General features: G+C 56.7%; 17 protein-coding genes and 1 tRNA gene. 14 read left to right on the top strand and 4 right to left on the bottom strand.

Annotated elements, in window-relative coordinates; all coding sequences use genetic code 11:
- The gene (locus QP381_RS02410; protein ID WP_179370314.1) at nt 1–1,407 is read right to left on the bottom strand and encodes an SLC13 family permease; all 1,407 of its coding nucleotides are present in this window, start codon (nt 1,405–1,407) and stop codon (nt 1–3) included.
- Nucleotides 1,408–1,439: 32 nt separating this feature from the next.
- Between QP381_RS02410 and QP381_RS02405 the strand changes: the two genes are divergently transcribed.
- The 6 genes from QP381_RS02405 (at nt 1,440) to QP381_RS02380 (ending at nt 5,928) form a co-directional block, all read left to right on the top strand.
- Nucleotides 1,440–1,574 (top strand): hypothetical protein, encoded by a 135-nt coding sequence (locus QP381_RS02405; RefSeq protein ID WP_257878460.1) that lies wholly within the window; start codon nt 1,440–1,442, stop codon nt 1,572–1,574.
- Between the two features lie 80 nt (nt 1,575–1,654).
- Complete coding sequence (locus QP381_RS02400) at nt 1,655–3,751, top strand: ABC transporter ATP-binding protein (RefSeq protein WP_179370096.1); 2,097 nt, start codon at nt 1,655–1,657, stop codon at nt 3,749–3,751.
- Nucleotides 3,748–4,524, top strand: coding sequence for an energy-coupling factor transporter transmembrane component T family protein (locus tag QP381_RS02395; RefSeq protein WP_219585569.1), 777 nt, complete (start codon nt 3,748–3,750; stop codon nt 4,522–4,524). Before QP381_RS02400 ends, QP381_RS02395 begins: the two co-directional genes overlap by 4 nt.
- A gap of 96 nt (nt 4,525–4,620) precedes the next feature.
- Nucleotides 4,621–4,707: transfer RNA gene (locus QP381_RS02390), tRNA-Leu, on the top strand.
- A 449-nt stretch (nt 4,708–5,156) separates the two neighbouring features.
- Complete coding sequence (locus QP381_RS02385; protein WP_006680620.1) at nt 5,157–5,366, top strand: cold-shock protein; 210 nt, start codon at nt 5,157–5,159, stop codon at nt 5,364–5,366.
- 334 nt (nt 5,367–5,700) lie between these two features.
- Nucleotides 5,701–5,928 (top strand): hypothetical protein, encoded by a 228-nt coding sequence (locus tag QP381_RS02380; RefSeq protein ID WP_006680619.1) that lies wholly within the window; start codon nt 5,701–5,703, stop codon nt 5,926–5,928.
- A 308-nt stretch (nt 5,929–6,236) separates the two neighbouring features.
- On the opposite strand, the gene dnaB is transcribed toward QP381_RS02380, so the two are convergent.
- Complete coding sequence (dnaB, locus tag QP381_RS02375; protein ID WP_006680618.1) at nt 6,237–7,571, bottom strand: replicative DNA helicase; 1,335 nt, start codon at nt 7,569–7,571, stop codon at nt 6,237–6,239.
- Nucleotides 7,572–7,661: 90 nt separating this feature from the next.
- Here dnaB and QP381_RS02370 point away from each other — a divergent pair, with 90 nt between their 5' ends.
- The 5 genes from QP381_RS02370 to rplI all read left to right on the top strand — a co-directional run bounded on the left by QP381_RS02370 (nt 7,662) and on the right by rplI (nt 11,223).
- Complete coding sequence (locus QP381_RS02370; protein ID WP_103632860.1) at nt 7,662–9,326, top strand: MATE family efflux transporter; 1,665 nt, start codon at nt 7,662–7,664, stop codon at nt 9,324–9,326.
- Nucleotides 9,327–9,551: 225 nt separating this feature from the next.
- Nucleotides 9,552–9,842 carry a 30S ribosomal protein S6 gene (rpsF, locus tag QP381_RS02365; RefSeq protein WP_006680616.1) on the top strand — a complete coding sequence of 97 codons (291 nt, stop codon included), beginning with the start codon at nt 9,552–9,554 and terminating at the stop codon, nt 9,840–9,842.
- A 39-nt stretch (nt 9,843–9,881) separates the two neighbouring features.
- Nucleotides 9,882–10,418, top strand: coding sequence for a single-stranded DNA-binding protein (locus QP381_RS02360; protein WP_103632861.1), 537 nt, complete (start codon nt 9,882–9,884; stop codon nt 10,416–10,418).
- Between the two features lie 83 nt (nt 10,419–10,501).
- Nucleotides 10,502–10,744, top strand: coding sequence for a 30S ribosomal protein S18 (gene rpsR / locus QP381_RS02355; protein WP_006680614.1), 243 nt, complete (start codon nt 10,502–10,504; stop codon nt 10,742–10,744).
- 20 nt (nt 10,745–10,764) lie between these two features.
- Complete coding sequence (gene rplI, locus QP381_RS02350; protein ID WP_006680613.1) at nt 10,765–11,223, top strand: 50S ribosomal protein L9; 459 nt, start codon at nt 10,765–10,767, stop codon at nt 11,221–11,223.
- A gap of 120 nt (nt 11,224–11,343) precedes the next feature.
- Here the strand turns inward: rplI and QP381_RS02345 are convergent, their stop codons facing one another.
- Nucleotides 11,344–13,767, bottom strand: coding sequence for a transglycosylase domain-containing protein (locus QP381_RS02345; protein WP_006680612.1), 2,424 nt, complete (start codon nt 13,765–13,767; stop codon nt 11,344–11,346).
- A 248-nt stretch (nt 13,768–14,015) separates the two neighbouring features.
- A complete protein-coding gene (locus QP381_RS02340; protein ID WP_050998782.1) occupies nt 14,016–15,572 on the bottom strand; it encodes a CCA tRNA nucleotidyltransferase in 1,557 nt (518 codons plus the stop codon).
- Between the two features lie 223 nt (nt 15,573–15,795).
- Between QP381_RS02340 and QP381_RS02335 the strand changes: the two genes are divergently transcribed.
- From QP381_RS02335 to murJ, 3 genes are read left to right on the top strand one after another with little or no spacing between them, the layout of a single operon-like run.
- Nucleotides 15,796–16,320, top strand: a complete 525-nt coding sequence (locus QP381_RS02335) for an NUDIX hydrolase (RefSeq protein WP_006680610.1) — start codon at nt 15,796–15,798, stop codon at nt 16,318–16,320.
- Nucleotides 16,321–18,591, top strand: coding sequence for a DUF6049 family protein (locus tag QP381_RS02330; protein ID WP_285067700.1), 2,271 nt, complete (start codon nt 16,321–16,323; stop codon nt 18,589–18,591). It abuts the gene before it with no gap.
- The gene (gene murJ / locus QP381_RS02325) at nt 18,588–20,342 is read left to right on the top strand and encodes a murein biosynthesis integral membrane protein MurJ (RefSeq protein ID WP_442953390.1); all 1,755 of its coding nucleotides are present in this window, start codon (nt 18,588–18,590) and stop codon (nt 20,340–20,342) included. The genes QP381_RS02330 and murJ overlap by 4 nt, the downstream gene beginning before the upstream one ends.
- Nucleotides 20,343–20,360: the final 18 nt, after the last annotated feature.

Below are 20,360 nucleotides of genomic sequence, written 5' to 3'. Positions count from 1 at the left end.
TCAGATCACTCCGAGTGCGCCCCACGTTAGCGGTGCAACGAAAGAGAGCAGGACGACGCCCAAGACACCAACAACGATGCCAACGATCGCCATTTCGCGAGTCGGCGTTGTCCCCGTCGAGTAGGCGATCGCGTTCGGCGGAGTCGAAATCGGAAGGCACATACCCAACGAGCAACCGAGTGCCAAGACGATAGCGATTTCGGTAGCCGGCGTTGAAATCGTCGTAGCCAAGCCCATACCCATCGGAATCAAGAGGTTTGCCGACGCAGAGTGCGAAATAACGTTCGAGGTCACCCAACCAACCAGGGCAAGCACCAAGAGGAGCATGATCGTCGGGATCGATCCCCACTGGATAGAGCCAAGCATCCACTTATCCAAGCCCGTGTTACCAACGCCGGACCCAAGAGCGATACCACCTGCGACCAGCCACAACACAGGCCAGTCGAGGGCTCGAAGGTCGTCACCGCTCATAACCTTAAAGACCATCAGTGCAACGACAGGGAAGAAACCAACGATATTCGCCGACACACCGTGGAGCGATTCAGTCATCCAGAGCAGGATCGTCAGAAGCGAAACGACATAGAAGATCTTCGCGTTTCGCGACATATCGAACGTGGCCGTCATATCAATGTCGAACTGCGCATCCTTGGGAATGTAGCGCCACGAAATAAACAACCACGAGACCGCCAAAACAATCAGCATCAACGGAACAGCGGCGATCATCCAGTCAAGGAACGTCACGGAAATACCCGCAGTCTGCAGTGCGCCCAGGGCGATTGCATTCGGGGGCGTACCGACCGGCGTTCCCATACCGCCCACGTTGGCGGCGACGGGGATCGACAGTGCAATGCCTGTTCTTGCCTTACCTTCGGGCAACGCCATGATGACCGGCATCATGACCGCGAACATCGTGGCGGTCGTTGCCGTATTCGACATGAACATACTCATCAGAGCGGTAATGAGCATGACGCCCATGACCGTCAAGCGTGGTTTGCCCAGGAATGGCTTCAACAGGACAGCTGAAAGCGCGCGGTCCACTTTATATTTCGCCGCGCCATCGGCCACCATGAAACCACCCAAGAACAGGATGATCACAGGGTTGGCGAGCGCTCCGAAGAAGACGGTGTATTTGGGTGCTTCTTCACCGACGGGAATAATCGCATGGTCGGACACGAAAAGAACTTCGAGAAAAATCACCAGCGTCGCAGTCGCTGCCAGCGGAATCGCTTCGGTCACCCAGAGGAGGATCGCGGCAAGAAAGATGCCGAACATACGCGAGCCTTCGACTTCCAGCCCGGGAAGACGCACGAATAGGAAGGTGATGATAGCGATTGCTGCGCTAATCTGTCCGAAGAGTTTCAGCGGGCTAATCCCGTTTTCTTTCTTCGGTTTTTGGCGCGTAGTCATGTTCTGGGCAGAACGCGGATTCACTTCCACATGTGAGTGGCGCGAATGATGAAGGTGATGAGAGCGACTCATGGGATGAAGACCTCGTTGTCTTTGAAAATGCCGACCGTCATGCCGATTTTATGTTGCCCGTCACAGAAAATCTGCTGGTCGAACAACAACGCTGAAATTGTTAACAAATAACCGATATCCGCGGGCGTGCTTAGCCCACTGCGCACAAATGCCCCGTTCAAGGCACACTTAAACCATGAGTAAACGGCGCACTCCCCTAGCCCCCGCAGAAGTCGCAACCGGCGGCATTCTGGCGGGACTGTCGATTGCACTCGGACTCGCAGGAACGGTCATACCCGTGCTCTCCATCTTCTTCACAATCGGGTCAACAATCCCGATTGCGATGATCACCGCCCATATGCGCCCGCGCGCCAGCCTTGGCACCGCTCTCATCACGATCTTGATGTCACTGGCAGTCGGCGGTATCCAAAGCGCGCAGACCGTCGCTCAGGCTGTCGCCGTCGGCCTTGTTGTCGGCTACCTCGCGCGCAAAGAAGCCCACCGCGCTTTCGTTTACGGCGTGGCACTGTTGCTTGGCATCGCAGGCGGGGCCCTCACATGGCTCCTGCTTCTTGTACTTTCTGAATCGCGGAACCTCGTCCTTGAATCACTGCGCACAACGACCAACGGGTACATTGCCCTGATCGGGAAGATTCCCGCGCTGGCACCACAAACGGACGCCGTTCAGGCAATCATCAACACCTGGATTGAGCACTGGTACTACTGGATTCCACCCCTTGGAGCTCTTGGCATTTTTGTGTTGACGCTAGTTGCTCACTGGCTGACGATGAAGGTTCTACGTCGTATCACGATTACTGCGCCGTGGGATCCCTTGGTGGACACGGCAAACCGCGAGCGCACTGACACCCCGACTACCCCCGACCCGTTCCCTATTTCATTGCGTGATGTCACCTTCACCTACCCGGGGTCTGATACTCCGGCTTTGCGAGGGATCACCCTCGATATCAGTGATGGCTTCACGGTGATCGCGGGCCCGAACGGATCCGGCAAGTCCACCCTCTCCCTTGTCCTCGCTGGCGCGCAACCGACAAGCGGGCAGGTGATTCGACCTGGTGGTGTCGGTTTGGGGGACGAGGCCGGAACTGCTGTTGTCGCTCAACGTTCTGAGTTGCAGTTCCTCGGTGACACGGTGGCCGAGGATATTGCATGGGGAATGAGTGACGATGAGCGTGCTTCGCTGGACCTTCCCGAGCTTCTTCACACTGTCGGTTTGGAGGGTCTTGAAGATGCTTCTCCCCGACGTTTGTCCGGCGGTCAGTTACAGCGCCTATCTTTGGCTGGTGCTCTTGCGCGTAAGCCTCGCGTGCTCATTTCCGATGAATCCACGGCGATGATTGATTCGCCTGGCCGGCGCGAGCTTCTTGAGGTTCTGCATGGTCTGCCCGCTTTAGGAACGTCCGTCATTCATATTACGCACGATGCAACCGAAGCAAGTAGTGCTGACACGCTGATTCGTCTGCGCGATGGGCACATCGATACTTCTGATGCACCCGACCCTCTTGAAGATACGTACTCGCAGGTCACACCTGTTATTGAGCGGAGCATTGCAGTTCCTCAGCCCTATCAGGGCGGGTCAATTGACCACCTGTGGGTGAAGAATGTCGGGCACGCCTACGATGTTGGATCCCCGTGGGAAAACACGGTTCTCAGTGACGTCTCATTTATTGTTTCGCCCGGTCAAGCACTACTGATCACCGGCGAGAACGGGTCAGGCAAGTCCACCTTGGCACGGATTCTAACCGGGTTGATGCGACCAACGTGGGGCGAGTGCACGCTTGGTGGCTCCCCTGTTTCTCTTCGAGTGGGTGACGTCGGGTTAGCGCGACAGTTCGCGCGCCTACAACTACAACGTCCAACGGTCGCAAAGGATATTTTGGCGGCCGCGAAAGTGGGTGCAGCTGTCGGCTCGTCCGATTCGGCTCGCCGCCACCGAGGCGCCTCGTCGACTCTGGTTGATTCTGACCAGCTTGTCGCTAAAGCCTTGGCCGAAGTGGGACTGCCCGGCGACCTTGCATCGCGCAACGTTGATGATCTTTCCGGCGGTCAGATGCGTCGCGTCGCCCTGGCGGGAGTGTTAGCGTCACACCCGAAAGTGTTGGTGCTAGATGAACCTTTCGCTGGGCTTGATGTCGAATCGCGACGCTTGCTCAGTGACGTGTTGAGAAAGCGGAGAGCGGACGGGCTTGGGCTGATCATCATTTCGCACGATACGGATGAGCTGATCGATCTGGTCGATAATCACCTGCATCTTGCCCAGGGGGTGATCCGATGACGCGCGCGCGTTCACGTAAGGCACATCGCCCCAGCGGATTCACTCTGCCCCGCCCGCTTCCATGGACGTCGCCTCTGACGCGGACCAGCCCGGAAGTCATGATCGTCTGCTGGACGGTACTCACATCGTTCCTGCTCGTATGGCCGAAGTGGCCGACGCTTGGACTGGTCGCTATCCCCCTAATCCTGGCAACCGTGATCTCACGCGTTCCACCGAAGGCCGTTCGCATTCCCCCACTCTGGTTCTGGTCGGGCGTGATCGGCGGATTCATTGGCGCGTCGATCGGCGGAGGTTTCTGGGTTTTCCTGCGACTCTGCGTGCTTGCTCTGCTCGTGTTATGGGGAACGTACCTGCTGGCGTGGACATTCTCTACCGCGCGCCTCGCAACTGCGTTGTCGCACCTGATCTATCCACTGAAGTGGATTGGTGCTCCCGTTGATGAGTGGGCTGCGATGATGGCACTCGCCCTCAAGTCGCTTCCCATATTGGGCGATCAAGCATCCGCCGTCGTAGACACTGCGCGCCTCAGGATGGGCAACGATCTCATGCGAGCATCGTTTACGACGCTAGTGAAAGCCGGGATCGACATCATCACGGCGTGCCTATCGGCGGCATCGCGAAGCGCCGTCGACACGGGACGCGCAATGAGTCTTCGCGGTGGCACCCTGTTCACCCGCGGAAAAGGCAGTCAACTGAACTGGCCAGACCTCGTCGTCATCCTCATCGTCGTAGCCGACGTTACGGGAATTGTCGCAGCGCACCTGCTGGTGTGATACGCGCGTGCACGCCCCGATATTCCAACATAATTGGACAGGAAGTATCTTCCATTTGACGTGCACACACTTTTGCCCGTAATCTTTTCAACGCACGCGCGAGTGGCGGAATAGGCAGACGCGCACGGTTCAGGTCCGTGTCCCAGAAATGGGGTGGGGGTTCAACTCCCCCCTCGCGCACCACGTGTTTCTTAGCTGAAAAGCTATCTTCGGCAGATTTGCCGGCACCCCCTATATTCACCCTTGGGTGAAGTACATCCTCTTTTCTTCCCTTCTTTTTCGTTACACCCGAGGTTTCCCTGCGGGCGCAGATGAAGTTCGCAGACGTCGACGGTCTCGTCAATCATTCACGTGGCCACGCACACCGGCGTACCCCTACCACTAAAAGTGGGCGCGAAACCAATTACATGAGATGCCCCATGAAAGTGCCCGCGATAGCACTTTATTGATGGGGGTGGGGTAGCGTTAAACGCGTAGTTACACAGTTTCATTGCAGTACCCCACGTTTTTCCAAGTGTTTTTCGTTGTGTGTGCAGGAGGTTGGGTCACTATGCCGTCGCCGAACTCGGCACGGTACGACTGCTCCTAGTTCTTTCCTTATTGCTTGGGGCGCACACAGATTGGAAACACCCATGACCACTGGTGTTGTGAAATGGTTCAACGACGACAAGGGCTTCGGCTTCATCACTCCCGATGATGGCTCCGCAGACGCTTTCGCTCACTTCTCAAACATCGTTCAGGCGTCTGGCCGTCGCACCTTGATCGAAGGCGAAAAGGTTGAGTTTGACGTCACCGCAGGTCCGAAGGGCCCGCAGGCTGAGAACATCCAGCGTCTCGGCTGAAACTCTACGTTTTCACTTCACTGCTCGGCGCATACTGGCGTGATCGGTAGCGATCATAGTGATCGCATGCTCGCGCACAGATAGCCGAAACAGGACAGAGGATCCCCGAGCTTTACAGCTCGGGGATTGTTGTATGCACTTTGGCCTCACACATGCTTGGCAGGCCGTAGCTTTGCGTCAAAGATGTGATGTCAGGCTCAACAGTGGAAACGTTTCCGACACTTTGCTAAATTAAATGGTGCTGGACGAGGTTAGTTCCTCGGCAGCGAAACTGACACATTGCCGTGCGGGGCATGTTCAGTGCTTCGCATAGCGCTGAACAAAGGAAACCACCATGGCTCACATCGTCAAGTCTGAAATCTCCCGCGCCTCTTGGCAGACCACCGCTGATGTCACCGCTCTGGTCGTCGCAGTCGTCATCCTCGCAACCCTCGGTATTGCAGGCGCCCTCGCCGCATCTTCCCCCCTCTCCGTTGCAATCGCAGCGCTGGTCGGCCTGACTGCAATCCTGTTCGTTCCCGCAACCTACGCAATCTCGCAGCAGCAGAACGAAACTCTCTGATAGGTAATTCGGGGCGCGCAAAGAGGCGCGCCCCCGCATAGTCGCGCGACGCCAGTTCGTCGCGCTTTTTGTTTGCCTTCTTCCGGCTCGTCCGCATTCCGCTTCTCTAGAACCACTCTTCAACTTCCCTGACACACGTTGCTTCCCCGGCGCCCGGCTTCCCCATTCACGTCGCGTCGCTCGCGTAAGCAGATGCGCAAGGTGCGCGAGCAGATTGCCGGTACGCCTGACGCCGATTGACGAGGCCACGCTCGCCCACACATCTCGATTCACCGTTGGTGGCGCGCGACGGGTGGGGCCGATGCCGATTAGTCTTCTTCGCGACGCGTGTAGTTGGCGAAGCGCGCCAGGTGTCCTTGGAAGAGCGCAGTGATCGTCTTCGTTGCGCCCGCACGGTGTTTGACGACATGGATTTCTGCTTCGCCCGGACGATCGTCTTCGTTGTAGTAGTCGGGGCGGTGAAGCAGCATGATGATGTCTGCGTCCTGTTCCAGTGATCCGGATTCACGCAGGTCAGACATCATGGGGCGCTTGTCGGTTCGTTCTTCGGACTTACGGTTCAACTGGGCGACTGCGACGACGGGAACGTCGACTTCCTTCGCCAGAAGCTTGAGGCTTCGCGAGATTTGCGAGACTTCCTGCTGACGCGATTCGGCTTTGCCACCAGTTGTCATCAGCTGGAGGTAGTCAACGACGACCAATCCAAGGTTCTGTTCCTGCTTGAGTTGACGGCACTTTGAACGAATTTCCGTCATCGTGATGTTGGCGGAGTCGTCAACGTAGAGGGGAGATTGTGCGACCTTGCCGATGGTGTTGGCGACCTTGCGCCAATCGTCATCGTTCATGGTGCCTTTCTGCATCTTTGTCAGTGGTACGCCGGATTCTGCGGACACCATACGCATGGCGATTTCTTGCTGGCTCATTTCGAGCGAGAAGATCAGTGACGTGATGTCGTGCTTGATTGACGCCGAGCGACAGAAGTCCAGTGCGAATGTGGACTTACCCATTGCCGGTCGGGCTGCAACGATGATCATCTGACCACCCTTGAGGCCCTGCGTCAGGTCATCCAGGTCGGTAAAGCCGGTGGGCACACCGAATAGATCGTCGTTCTTTTGAATGGCTTCAAGGTGTTCAACCAGCGAATTCACCATCGTGTTCATCGACACGTAGTCGGTGGATGCACGGTCGGTAGCGACGGCGAAGATTTCCTGTTGAGCCTGATCGACAAGCTCATCAATTTCCGCGCCTTCTTCGGAGTATCCCAATTGAACGACTCGCGTTCCGGCACTGACCAAGCGTCGCATAATGGATTTTTCGCGAACGATGCGCGCGTAGTAGCCGGCGTTGGCGGCAGTAGGAACCGATGCCATCAATGTGTGCAGGTAGGGCCTGCCACCAATTTTTGTCAGAGTGCCATCGTGCTGGAGCTTGTCAGACACCGTGATGGGATCGGCAACCTGGTTTTGTCCGAAGAGTTCAACGATCGCATCGAAGACAATCTCGTGTTTCATCGAGTAGAAGTCAGATCCACGAATCTCTTCGGTGACATCAACGATCGCGTCAACGGTCAGGAGCATGGAGCCAAGGACAGCAACTTCAGCTTCGTTATCATGCGGTTGGACGCGATCAAACTCTTCTGCCACTGCTTCTCCTTACGCCAGTATCGTGATACTTCGGTGTCTCGCGAGCATAACCCCGCATGGACGTTCTGCCCACTCTCAAGGTGAACTTGAATGGGGATAACGTGCGGAAAAGGTGTGGACAATACAGCGTGTTATCCACAGCATGGTGTGGACAGTATGTGGATAGTTTTACTTGTTGAAGAATGCTACACAAGTCTTTTCGGCGCGATTTACCGAAAGCAATGGTATACGTTGTCCACAGATATGTGCACAGATTGTGGAAAACAAAGTGAAGGAAAAATAGTGGACGACACGCCCAAAGGTTCATCGAACTCTCAACCCCAACTTGAGGCTTCGGCGGCACTGTCTTCACCCTCCACACCATCCGACCAAAAAGCCGAAACCCCCTTCAAAAACGGCAGGATCCAACCCCATAAATACCGCAGTATTACGCGGAAAATCTTCACTTTAGCAATCCCCGCTCTCGGTTCTCTCATCGCCGAACCCCTATTTACTTTCATCGACTCTGCAATGGTGGGAAACCTGGGAACACAGCAGCTCGCAGGGCTTTCCGTAGCCTCCCAGATCCTGCAAACAGTCATTGTTTTATTCGTTTTTCTGGCGTATTCCACAACTTCATTAACAGCTCGGGCGCTCGGTTCGGGGGATAGAGCGCACGCTTTTGCACAAGGCATGAACGCCACGATTTTGGCGCTGGGGCTAGGCATCCTCTCCACCGTCGCTCTCATTGCCAGCGCGAAGCCCCTTGTGGGTCTGTTGACCCAAGATCCCGAGGTCTCCCATCAGGCGACCATGTACCTGATCGCGTCAGCTCCCAGCCTGATCGGCACCCTGGTCGGATTCGCCGTAGTCGGAATGTTGCGTGGCCTTCAGGACACGCGCACACCGCTGATCGTCACCGCTGTCGGCACACTCGTCAACATCGCCTTGAACGCGACGCTGATGTACGGCTTCAAGTTGGGTGTCGCAGGCTCCGGTATCGGCACCTCGGTTTCATTGATCGGCATGGCGAGCGCGTATGTTGCGATCCTCTATTCGCATGCTCGAGCCGAAAAGATCACCCTTCGCCCCGACGCCTCAGGCATCGCGCACGCAGCGATTGAAGGCGCCCCACTGATCGTCCGCGGTGTTGCTCTGCGCGTCGCTGGACTCGCAACGATCTGGCCGGTGTCCCATCTTGGTGCCAGCGAAGTCGCGTCCTACCAGGTGGTCCTGACAATCTGGACTCTCGCATCTTTCATCCTTGATTCGTTAGCAATCGCTTCGCAGTCCCTCGTTGGGTTCGCGGTCGGCAAGGGGTCCTCGTCCGAACTCCGTGAGCTCCTTAAAGTACTGACCATCTGGGGTCTTGGAGTGGGCTTCATCCTGACCGTGCTCATCGCGTTCTTGTCCCCTTGGCTTCCCCTGACATTCGGTTCGGACCCGGTGATGCATGAGCTCGCAAAGTGGGGACTGGCCGCGTCCGTGCTTGGTTTCCCATTCTGCGGTGTGGTGTTCATGCTTGACGGCGTCCTGCTCGGCGCTGGTGACAACATGTTTTTCGCGATTGCGGGTCCCCTCCAGCTGGCCATTCTTCTGCCCGCGCTTGGAGTTGTCGAATACCTCAGGCAGGCGGGCGCTGCCTCGTCGACCATCGTCGTGGGAGTCTGGCTGGCCTACGCCCTCGTCTACCTGGGTGCGCGATTCGCGGCGAACATCTGGCGCACCTGGTTTTCCGAAGGCGGGCTCTTGCGTTCAATGTCAGCTACCTCATAGGTGATTGACGAGGCCCGGTAAAGCACTCACATCGCAGGAAGTGAGTGACACAGCACTACCTGACTCCACTAGCGCGCGGACTCATTTTGACGGTAATCTTGAGTCTTGGATTGTCGTTGCACCAGTAGCGACTTTCCACGCGTTTGCAACCCGCAAATGCACACGCATTACCCTCCTGTCACGGACCGTCCGTGACCGCAAAGACCACAGGAGGTGGGATTAACAGTGCGTAACTACGAACTGATGGTGATCCTCGATCCTTCGATCGATGAGCGCACCGTCGCCCCCACGATGGAAAAGTACCTCGCACCCGTCACCGCAAACGGTGGCTCGATCGAGAACATTGACGTCTGGGGCAAGCGTCGTCTTGCATACGACATCCTCAAGCGCTCCGAAGGGATCTACGTTGTCATTAACATGACCACGACTCCCGATGTCGCGCTCGAGCTCAACCGCCGCATGGGTCTCGACGAGACAATCCTGCGCACCAAGCTCCAGCGCCCCGACGCTCACTGAGTTCAGTTCGATTTTCCACCACCGTCATTAGGAGTTGACATGGCACGAGATACCCAGATCACGATCGTCGGTAACCTCACCGCTGACCCCGAACTTCGTTTCACTAACAGCGGCCAAGCCGTTGTCGACTTCACCGTTGCTTCAACGCCCTCCCAGTACGACTCAAAGTCTGGTCAGTGGCGCGATGGCAACACCCTGTTCATGCGTTGCTCCGCATGGAACGAGTTCGCAGAGAACATCTCCGAATCGCTCCGTAAGGGCATGCGCGTCATCGTCCAGGGCAACCTGGTTCAGCGCAACTTCGAAGACCGTACGGGTGCTCAGCGCACCGTCGTTGAACTCCGCGTCGAAGAAGTTGGCCCATCCTTGCGTTGGGCCCGCGCCGAGGTGACTCGTCAGGAACGTTCCGGCTCCGGCCAAGGACGTGGCGGATACCAGGGTGGAAACCGTAACGCCGGTCAGTCCGGTGGCGGATACGTATCGAACCAAGCCAGCTACAGCGCACCTCAGGGTGGCGCGAACGATGATCCGTGGGGCACTTCCCAGGGTGACTCGTTCGGCGAACCCCCGTTCTGATTGGTGGCCCACGGGCCCACATCAGACACATAGACATCACATGAATTGGGCGGAACATTCCGTCCGGATCCAAGGAGACCATCATGGCGAAGCCTCAACTTCGCAATAAGCCCATCAAGAAAAAGGCCAACCCGCTGAAGTCGGCCAAGATCGAATCGATCGACTACAAGGACACTGCGCTTCTGCGTAAGTTCATCTCTGACCGTGGCAAGATCCGTGCACGTCGCGTCACTGGCGTTTCCGTCCAGGAGCAGCGTCGCATTGCCCGCGCAGTGAAGAACGCCCGCGAAATGGCGCTTCTGCCCTACTCGTCGACCGGCCGCTGATTCGGGGAAGGATACTTATTATGGCTACCACTAAGCTCATCCTCACCCACGATGTTGCCAACCTTGGCAACGCAGGCGAGGTCGTCGAGGTCAAGGCTGGCTTCGCACGCAACTACCTTGTTCCCCGCGGTTACGCGACCAAGTGGACGAAGGGCGCACAGTCGCAGATCGATCAGATCGCAGCTGCACGTCGTCGCCACGAGATCGCAACTGTCGACGATGCTCGCGAACTCCGCGACGTCCTTCAGGCAGCAGAGCCCATCACCGTTTCCGGCAAGGTCGGCCAGTCCGGTCGCCTATTCGGTGCAGTCTCGGCAGCTTCGATTGCTGACGCCGTCAAGGAACAGCTCGGTAAGACCATCGATCGTCGTCGTGTCATCATCGCAGCCCCGATCAAGTCCGTTGGTCAGTACACCGTCTCAGTGAACCTCCACCAGGAAGTTTCCGCGAACCTCAAGGTCCGCGTTGTCGCTGAGTGATTGGCATCCGCCGGTTGTTTACTTGACCGCTGAGTGAGTGAAGTAAACAGCCAGCACATAGCGGTGGGGCCCTACCAGTTGGTAGGGCCCCACCGCTGTTTTACCGGCTAGATGCTTGGACTACGGATTATCCGCAGGCTGCTCAGAATTCTGCCCATTGTGACCGTTCTGACCGCCACCCTGGTTCTGTCCGGAATTGTCAGTCCCGTTCTGGTTCTGCTGATCGGTTCTCGGAGTTGCAGGGGCAGGAGTCTGCTCCGTGGTCTGCCCCTGGGTGTCATTCGACTCAGTGGTCGAGTGCTCCGAAGTTTCAGTCTGAGGAGCTTGCGCACCACTCTGGCTCATGTTCTGTTGATTCGACTTGCGTTTCGGTGCAACGTACCAAGAGAAGGTCTGTTGGCTGAGCGTCGACGAAATCGCCGACATGTATGTGTTCCACACGGTCACAGGCCAGTCACCGCCGTGGAACTGGTCCAAGCCACCGATATTCGCCAGCGACACAGCGTTGCCTTCTTCGTCCGACTGATACATCGAAACAGCGGTCACCAATTCTGGAACGAAACCAATGAACTGGGCTGAAAGCTGGTCATTGGACGTGCCCGTCTTACCTGCAGTCGTAAAACCTGGCAGAGTGGACGACACCGTTTCAGCCGTACCACCCGAAGCGGTCACGGCCTGAAGAGCCGGCATAATTGCCGACACATCGGTTGACGAGAATGCCTGGCGAGCTTCAACGGTCGTCGTAAATATCGTGTTATCCGCTGAGTCAGCCACGGAACGAACGATGTGCGGGGTCATGCGCTGTCCGCCATTGGCGATCGTCGCGTACGCACTTGCTAGATCAATATTGTGGGGTGATGCGAAGCCAAGCACGTTCAGCAGGCTCGATTCCAAGCCGAGCGTAGATTCGGGAATACCAGCATCAATGGCTGCCTGCATCGTGGAAGCCGGACCAATATCCTTGTTCAAGGCGACGAACGAGGTGTTCACCGAATACTCGGTTGCAGTGATCAGATTGATCTTGCCGTAAGACACGTTCGCATTATTTTGAACGGGTTCGGGCAGCCCGGGGAACGACTGCGGAGAAGAACCGCTGTATGTGTCGTAGACAGATCCGCCGGCTCGCGCATTTGCGATGAGCGCAAACGGTTTGAAGCTGGAGCCGGCCATCGCGATATCCTGCGTCACAGCGTTCTGCTGACGAGCCAAGTAGTCATCGCCACCAAATTCAGCAACAATCTCACCCGTTGCAGGGTCAATGGACGACAGGGCAACGTGCATTGTCGCCGGATCCCAACCACTGACCGACGACATCGTCTGAGCGGCTGCAACCGCCTGATCCTGCTTCGTCTGATCGATGGTGGAGGTAATCTTCAAGCCACCCTCGTCGAGGCTTTCCTCCGTGAAAGCGCCCGTGGCGAGCAGTTCTTCCTTCACCTGCTGAATCAGATAGCCGTTGGGACCACTCATTGATTCAGTCTCCAAAGTTGCGGGGTCGATGGTTTCAGGGAAGGTTGCCTCATCAGCTTCCGCCTGCGAAATCCAGCCATCTTCGACCATGAGGTTGAGCACGCGCTCCCAGCGAGTCTTCGCCTGGTCTGCATCAACTGCAGGATCCCACGCGGAAGGCGCTGGGATAATGCCCGCAATCATTGCTGCTTCACTTAACGTCATTTCAGCAGCCGAATGACCGTAGTAAGCCTTTGCTGCCGCTTCAATACCGTATGCGCCACGACCAAAGTAGATCGTATTCATGTAGTTTGCCAGGATTTCGTCCTTGGACTGTTCACGATTGATCTTGATCGCCAGGACCGCTTCTTTTGCTTTACCTTTGTACGAGGTGGTTTCGCCCGTGTAGTAGCGCTCAACGTACTGCTGAGTCAGCGTTGAACCACCCTGACGTGAACCCGTTGTGACGTTGTTGAACAGGGCGCGAGCAATACCCTTCAAATCAACGCCCGAATTGGTGTAGAAGGTCCGGTCTTCCGACGCGACAATTGCCTTGCCGACATAGTCAGGAAGCGTGGTCGTATCAATGATCTCGCGGTTCACTTCACCAAGATCACCGAGCTTGGTCGTGCCATCCGAATAGTAGATGCTCGTCTTTTGAGCGAGCGCCAAGTCAGATGCGGCAGGAATCGTCGCACGTGAATACATGTAAAGGAACAGGCTCGCGCCAGCAATCACCGACAGCAAGAACGCGAAAACAATGGTCAGGCCAATGCGTCGACCCCACCCGGACTTCTTCTTCGCCACGGGTTTTGATTTGGTTGACTGGCCTCGTGACTGAGCGGAAGCCGAAGACGCAGAAGCCGGGCGGGCGGTGGCAGAAGTGACCGGAGCAAAATACCCCTGGCTCGCCTGCGCGCCCACCGAACGACGCTGAGGCGGTTGAGGCGCCTGCTTGGGTGGCTGCGACTGACGCTTACGGGCCTTCGCTACCGCTTCACGGTCGGCCACTTCCTGCGCGGCGCGACGCTGACGCGCATAATCAGCGCGCTTCGGCAGAGGTGAGCCCGGGTTATGACCGGTGGATTGTGCCACGGTTGAGCCTTTCGTCGGACAGTTCTACCACCAGCCTAGGCAGAAAACCTGAGAATCTGCGTGAAGAGTGACGGGGACAACCGAATCATCTTGAGTCTCACGCGAGATAATTCGCGCCCAACAAGAAAGGTGATTGCCCCCGTCACATGGAAGATGGAATCCCTGAGCTTTTGGGCCGAGGTTGCACAGTGAAGAGATGCAGTTAAGACCTCGTAGTTCGCACACTCAAACAGCAACTAGGGCGAAACTTAATCCGCTGATGTTGGCACTGTCTCATCTGCCAACTCAGATTGTCGCTTCGCTTTCGCAGCAGCTTTCTTTGCTCGCTTTTGCGCAACAAGCGACTCCCAGTGCGCCTGCTGAGCCTGATATTCCGCTGCAATCTCGCGGATTTCTTCCGAAGACCACCAGTCGAGCAAAGCTGCCTTTGCCGCCTCTTCACCCATCGGGCCGTTCTCCAGACGCAACTCCATCAGATAGTCGCGCGCGAGCTTGACCGCACGTGACGGACGCAATCCCAGGATTTCCATAATCTGGTCACCATCCAAGTCCGGGCGGATCGCGTCCAACTCTTCCTGCTCGCGCAGAGCAACGATACGGTTTTCCAGATCGTCGTAGGCGCTTGACAGCATCATTGCCTTACGACGATTACGCGTTGTGCAGTCAGCGCGAGTCAGACGATGAAGACGTTCAAGCTGGTCACCCGCGTCAGTAACATAGCGACGAACTGCCGAATCGCTCCAGGCTACTTCCCCGTACCCGTGGAAACGCAGGTGAAGAGACACGAGCTTTTCAACCGCCTGGGTTGTCGCCTTGTCGAACTTCAGAGCGCGCATACGCTTACGCGTCATCTTCGCACCCACGATTTCGTGATGGTGGAACGAGACGGTCCCGTTCTTCTCGAAAACGCGCGTATCGGGCTTGCCCACATCGTGCATCAACGCCGCGAATCGGAGGATGAAGTCGGGGCCGGGCACTGGACCATCCGGGCCGGTCTCCAACGCGATCGCCTGGTCGAGGACGGTCAGAGTGTGCTCGTAGACGTCCTTGTGGCGGTTGTGCTCATCCACAGTTTCCACCAGCGCGGCGAGTTCCGGCAGGACAATCTTGGCAACTCCCGTGTGAACCATCAATTCGAGGCCACGCCTAGGCCAGTGAGAAATGATCAGACGTTGCAGTTCGGCGCAAATTCGTTCTGCTGACACGATTTCAAGACGGGACGCCATTATTTCCATCGCATCCATGACATCCATGTCAACGTCGATACCTAGTTGAGCGCTGAAACGCGCAGCGCGCATGATGCGGAGCGGGTCATCGTCAAAGGACTGCTCAGCTGTCACCGGCGTACGCAGGCGCGAGGCCGCGAGGTCTTCCAAACCGTTGTGCGGGTCAACAAGCGTCATGGACGGCAGACGCATCGCCATCGCATTCACGGTGAAATCACGACGGGTCAGGTCGCCTTCCAGAGTGTCCCCAAAGGCAACTTCTGGTTTGCGCGAACCGACCTCGTACGAATCCGTACGATACGTGGTGACCTCGACGACCACATTCTTACGGCGTCCGCCGATCGTTCCGAATTCCTTGCCGATATCCCATACGCCGTCGCCCCACATGGCCAGAAGTTCTTCGGTCTTATCTGGGCGCGCAGACGTTGTCAGGTCAAAATCATGCGGGTCCACACCCAGAAAAGCATCGCGAACCGGACCGCCGACTAGGGCGATCTCTTCTCCTGCATCTTCAAAAACGCGTCCAAGCTCAAGAATCTCCGATGGCAAATTGGCGAAGGCATTTCGAGCATTCACCATCAGCGATGGAATATCGCGAGCAGAGATGTCCGCATATACGCGTGCGTGAGGGCGCGAGTTAGGCTGATTCGAAAGTGTGGTCTTTTCACTCATCACCCCTAAGCGTGCCATGTTTTGGCGGGAAACTGCCATTACGAAGCGCGTGAATCTGGTGACGAGTCTGCACACAAGGGCGGTCTGTCACAAAACGTTGCCATCGGACAACTAAAGTGGACGTATGCCTATGCGTCCGACGAATCACAGACAGGGGGTCCCGCGACCCCCGATTCGTCATACGCGCCAGCTTCATTCGTCAACATCGCATCTTCCCGTTTCATCCGAAACGTCGGCCGGTGGCATCGTCATTGACGTTGTGGATGGAATTCCCTACGCCGCGTTGATTGCCAGAAGGAATCGTTCAGGTCGCATCGAATGGTGTCTTCCGAAGGGGCACATTGAACCCGGGGAAACGGCCGAGCAGGCAGCTCTTCGTGAAGTAGCGGAAGAGACCGGTATCCACGGCCAGATTCTGACTCACCTGACCAGCATCGACTACTGGTTCTCAGGCAATGAACGCCGGGTTCATAAGGTCGTTCACCACTACCTGATGCAGTACGTTTCGGGCGAAATCACGGTTGAAAATGACCCTGATCACGAAGCGGAAGCTGCCGCATGGGTTCGTTTGAAAGATCTTCCTCACCAGCTCGCTTACCCGAATGAGCGTCGCATCGTTTCTCTGGCCCTTGATCTTCTCTATCAGGGGCAATAGATGAGGCACGGACTTTTCGCCCGTCGGCTCTTCGCCACGAGTATCCGAAGCGTCGCCCTAGCAACCGCCACCCTTGCCGGCCTTGCCATGGTTGAAAGCAGTGTGGTCGCACCGGCCTCGTTCGGCGATGAAACGGCAGGTGGAACGCAGGCAACTGTCCCGGACCTGTTTGCCAAATCGCAATCATCGAACGGCTTGACCGTGTCGATCGACCAGCTCAGCCCGAAGATTCTGACGAACGAAAGCGAGCTGGTTGTTTCGGGCACAATCACGAACACCGGTGATGAAGCGCTTTCCGCCCCTTTGCTGATGGTCTCGATGGCATTTGGTCCGGCCGATAGTATTCGTGAACTCGCTGATTCTTTGGATGCGTCGACGCGTCCTGGGCGTCTGATCAGCTACGAAGAAACCAGCACGGACATTCCCGGCGGGCAGACCATCCCCTTCGAGGTTCATATTCCAGTTGATCGCCTCGACCTGTATTCGTCCTATGAGTGGGGTCCGCGAGCCCTCGGCGTCGACGTGCTGTCGGGGGATCGCAGTGGCGCGGATCGTACGATTTTTATTTGGGATTCCGGCCAGGAAGTCCAGCCCACACGGGTGAACGCTGTTGTTCCGTGGACCGCGTCGAATTCAAGCAATACCGTGAAAGAGCGTTCGGCGATAACTGAGATTGCTCAGATTCCGGGTACGACGCTGGCTCTTGATTCGACGGTGATTCCTCGTCCAACTCGTGACACGTCGACGTCGAAGGCGGATGCTGACGGATTGTTCGCATCGAAGCTATTGGTGGCTGAACGTGAAATCATCGCGCTTCCCACGGGGGATGCCGATCCCGGAGTGGTTGCGTTGGCGGCAAACGATCAGCTGTCTGCGCTGATGTCCGCGTCGATCAAATCCTTCCCGACGTCGGTGGAAGCAGCTGGGTGGAGCGCAACCGGCGTCGCGATTAAGGGGTACGAGGCCGCGTCTACCGACTTAGCCGAATCCAACCCGCAGAGCGCGACATCGCAGAGCTCTGACCAGTCGGGGGCTACCCAAACCCGGGGTGACTCGGCGTCGCACAGTAAGCCAAACGGTTCACATTCTCAGTCCTCGAACGAGAGTGCTGCGCAGAAGGCGTCAAAAACCCACGCGAATGCAACGATTGTGAAGAATGTGGAGTGGCCGAAAGCTGAAACGTTCAGTACGACCGGGCTGGCCTTGGCTTCCGATAAGGTGACGATCGCTCCGGGCGGTGCGTTGGATCCGGACCCCGAGGTGTCGTTTACGTCCCTTGCTCCCGTTGAAGTGAATTATTCGACGGGTGAAACGTCCACGCAGGGGGCGACGGATTCGACGGCGACTGTTCTTTCAACGAATAAGACGTTGAACGATCTGCTGGGGTGGGAAGTGTCGACCAGCTCGGACGCTCTTGATGTTGACCAGGCACTTGCGGGCGTGTCTGCGATTATTACGCGTGAGCGTCCCAGTGTGTCTCGAACGGTTGAGGTGACGGCGTCGCGCACATTGACCCCGTCTGCTTCGCTTGTTCAGCGTCTGAATTCTTTGCTCCAACAGCGGTGGGTTGAGCCCACGTCGTTTAGCCAGATCGCGTCGTCGCAGGTGACTGACGTTGAGCGTTTCGTTGTTGGACCCGGTCAGCTGTCGGCTGAAACAAGCGCAGCGTTAACAACGCTTGGCGATGCACTGGCACAACTGAAGTCTTTTGCGGATTCAACGTCTGACCCGAAGGCGGTCAACGCGACTCTCCACGACGATATTTTGCCGACGGTGAGTGCGTCGATCAGCGCCGATGAGCAGGTGACGCGCGCATCCCAGTTCAGCGCGAAGGTGTCGCACCTCCGCTCTCTGGTGTCACTGGTGCCTTCAGACACGGTGAATCTGATTAACAAGTCCGCGGATTTTCCGATCCGTGTTCGTAATGATTTGGCGTGGGACGTGAATGTGACGGTCACGATCAACCCATCCGATCCCAGGCTGAAGGTCCGCCAGTCCGCGATCACAACCATTCCTGCGCGAACGGTCACCGCGGTCAACGTTCCCGTGAGTGCCATCGGTTCGGGCGATATTGAAGTCACCTACCAAATCAATACTGCCGACGGCACGCTTCTTACCATTTCGGATAATGTTCTTGTTCGTATGCGTGCCGGCTGGGAAGATGCTTTTACTATTACGGTTGCGATTGCTTTTGGTCTTCTGTTTGTGATCGGCCTAGTCAGGTCGGTACGCAAGCGCCGTGCTGGGCGCGAAGAAGAGGAGAACAAATGACCGAGTCGAACTCTTCGGTTGAACCGCCTCAGGAGCCTCGGAGCCGATCCATCCTGAGGGCCAGCGCGATCATGGCGTCGGGCACGATGGTGTCGCGAATCCTTGGGTTTGTTCGTTCGGCAATGCTTCTTGCTGCGATTGGAGCAGCCGGCGGTGGCGTATCTGCAGCCTTCCAAACGGCGAATACTTTGCCGAATACAGTCTTTAATCTTTTGGCGTCCGGCGTTTTTGATGCGGTTCTTGTTCCACAGATCGTTGGAGCACTGAAGCGGAAGCATGATGGTCAAACCTATGTGAATCGTCTGCTCACTCTTGCTGGGACGCTTCTGTTTATCGTGACGATCGTGGCGATGATTGCCGCTCCGCTGTTGGTCGTGATCACGGCGGCCGGCTACGATGCTCAAACTCGCACGTTGGCGATTCTTTTCGCTTTGCTCTGTTTACCGCAGCTGTTCTTCTACGGCCTGTACAACCTGCTGGGTGAGCTACTGAATGCGCGTGGCGTATTCGGCCCCTACATGTGGGCGCCGGTGGTGAATAACGTTGTTGGTATCGCCGGTTTGGGTGCATTCCTCTTTTTGTGGGGTGGCACCGAAGGGCGCATCAATGTCGAGGATCTTTCCGCGACACAATTCTGGCTACTGGGTGGGTCGGCGACGCTGGGCGTGATTGCTCAGGCGCTTGTCTTGTTCATCCCGATGAAACGATCGGGCGTTCATTTCAAGCCTGACTTCCATTTCCGAGGCACGTCATTTGGCTCCACGTCGAAGGTGGCCGGATGGACGTTTGCGACGCTGGGGGTCAGCCAGATTGGTGTCCTGTCGACGAATAACTTGGCCGCTTTGGCCGATGCGTACGCGAAGACGCATGACGGTGTGCTCGTCGGTATTAACGCCTACGCAACCGCTTTCATGATTTTCATGGTTCCGCAGTCGCTGATCACGGTGTCGCTGACAACAGCGATCTTCACTCAAATGGCGCGGGCGGTCGCCGATGATGATGATCGTTCCGTGGCAGCGAGCTACCACCTGGGCGTCCAAACGATTACGTCCCTGACTCTGCTGGCGGCTGCGATCCTGATGGCTGGTTCGGTGCCAATGATGCAGATGGTTCTGTACTCAAAGACGAACCAGGAAGTGATCACCGCGTATGCCTGGGTCCTTGTTGCTTTAATGCCGGGTGTGGCCTCAACGGGCATGGTCTTGATGAGTCAACGTGTTTTCTTCGCTTATGAAGACGTTAAACCAGTGTTCTTGATGGGTATTGGTCCGACCATTCTTCAGGTCATCGTCGGGTGGGGAATGTATGCGATGACGGGTGCCAAGTGGTGGGTTGTTGCCGCTGCTCTTGGTGAAACGTCGTGTCGCATTGTCCAGGGCGTGATTGCGGTGGCGTGGGTGTCGCGTCGTAATTCCTACGTGGATCGTGCCTTGCTTTTGCGTTCCTACAGCGCGTTTGTGGTTTCTGCCGTGCTGGCGGCGCTGTCTTCATTCGGCGCATTAAAGCTGGTGGGAGCGCAGACCCAGACTTCATCGACCCTGCTTCGTTTTGGTGGCGCTTCGTTGAAGCTGATCATGGTTTCACTGGTCGCGTCGATTGTGTACATGGTTGTTCTGAAGCTGATTTCGCCGTCGACAAGCGCGCGCACAATCACTCCGCTACTTCAAAGGTTGCGAGTTCCACTGGTTTTGCGGCGCATCCTTGCCACGCCAATACAGCCGAAATCGACTTCTTCAACGATAATGGATTGAGTTTCGTACTTTTTCAAC

The organism is Pauljensenia sp. UMB6358, from assembly GCF_030216865.1.
GTDB lineage: Bacteria > Actinomycetota > Actinomycetes > Actinomycetales > Actinomycetaceae > Pauljensenia > Pauljensenia turicensis_A.
Note: the sequence above shows the minus strand (reverse complement) of the source record. Positions and strands in the feature narration are given on the sequence as shown.

Bases quoted from the DNA above. Each gene is read 5' to 3' on its own strand.
- QP381_RS02410 (WP_179370314.1), bottom strand. From the start codon at position 1,407: ATGACTACGCGCCAAAAACCGAAGAAAGAAAACGGGATTAGCCCGCTG.
- QP381_RS02400 (WP_179370096.1), top strand. From the start codon at position 1,655: ATGAGTAAACGGCGCACTCCCCTAGCCCCCGCAGAAGTCGCAACCGGC.
- QP381_RS02395 (WP_219585569.1), top strand. From the start codon at position 3,748: ATGACGCGCGCGCGTTCACGTAAGGCACATCGCCCCAGCGGATTCACT.
- QP381_RS02385 (WP_006680620.1), top strand. From the start codon at position 5,157: ATGACCACTGGTGTTGTGAAATGGTTCAACGACGACAAGGGCTTCGGC.
- QP381_RS02380 (WP_006680619.1), top strand. From the start codon at position 5,701: ATGGCTCACATCGTCAAGTCTGAAATCTCCCGCGCCTCTTGGCAGACC.
- QP381_RS02370 (WP_103632860.1), top strand. From the start codon at position 7,662: ATGGGGATAACGTGCGGAAAAGGTGTGGACAATACAGCGTGTTATCCA.
- QP381_RS02360 (WP_103632861.1), top strand. From the start codon at position 9,882: ATGGCACGAGATACCCAGATCACGATCGTCGGTAACCTCACCGCTGAC.
- rpsR (WP_006680614.1), top strand. From the start codon at position 10,502: ATGGCGAAGCCTCAACTTCGCAATAAGCCCATCAAGAAAAAGGCCAAC.
- rplI (WP_006680613.1), top strand. From the start codon at position 10,765: ATGGCTACCACTAAGCTCATCCTCACCCACGATGTTGCCAACCTTGGC.
- QP381_RS02340 (WP_050998782.1), bottom strand. From the start codon at position 15,572: ATGGTGAATGCTCGAAATGCCTTCGCCAATTTGCCATCGGAGATTCTT.
- QP381_RS02335 (WP_006680610.1), top strand. From the start codon at position 15,796: ATGCGTCCGACGAATCACAGACAGGGGGTCCCGCGACCCCCGATTCGT.
- QP381_RS02330 (WP_285067700.1), top strand. From the start codon at position 16,321: ATGAGGCACGGACTTTTCGCCCGTCGGCTCTTCGCCACGAGTATCCGA.
- murJ (WP_442953390.1), top strand. From the start codon at position 18,588: ATGACCGAGTCGAACTCTTCGGTTGAACCGCCTCAGGAGCCTCGGAGC.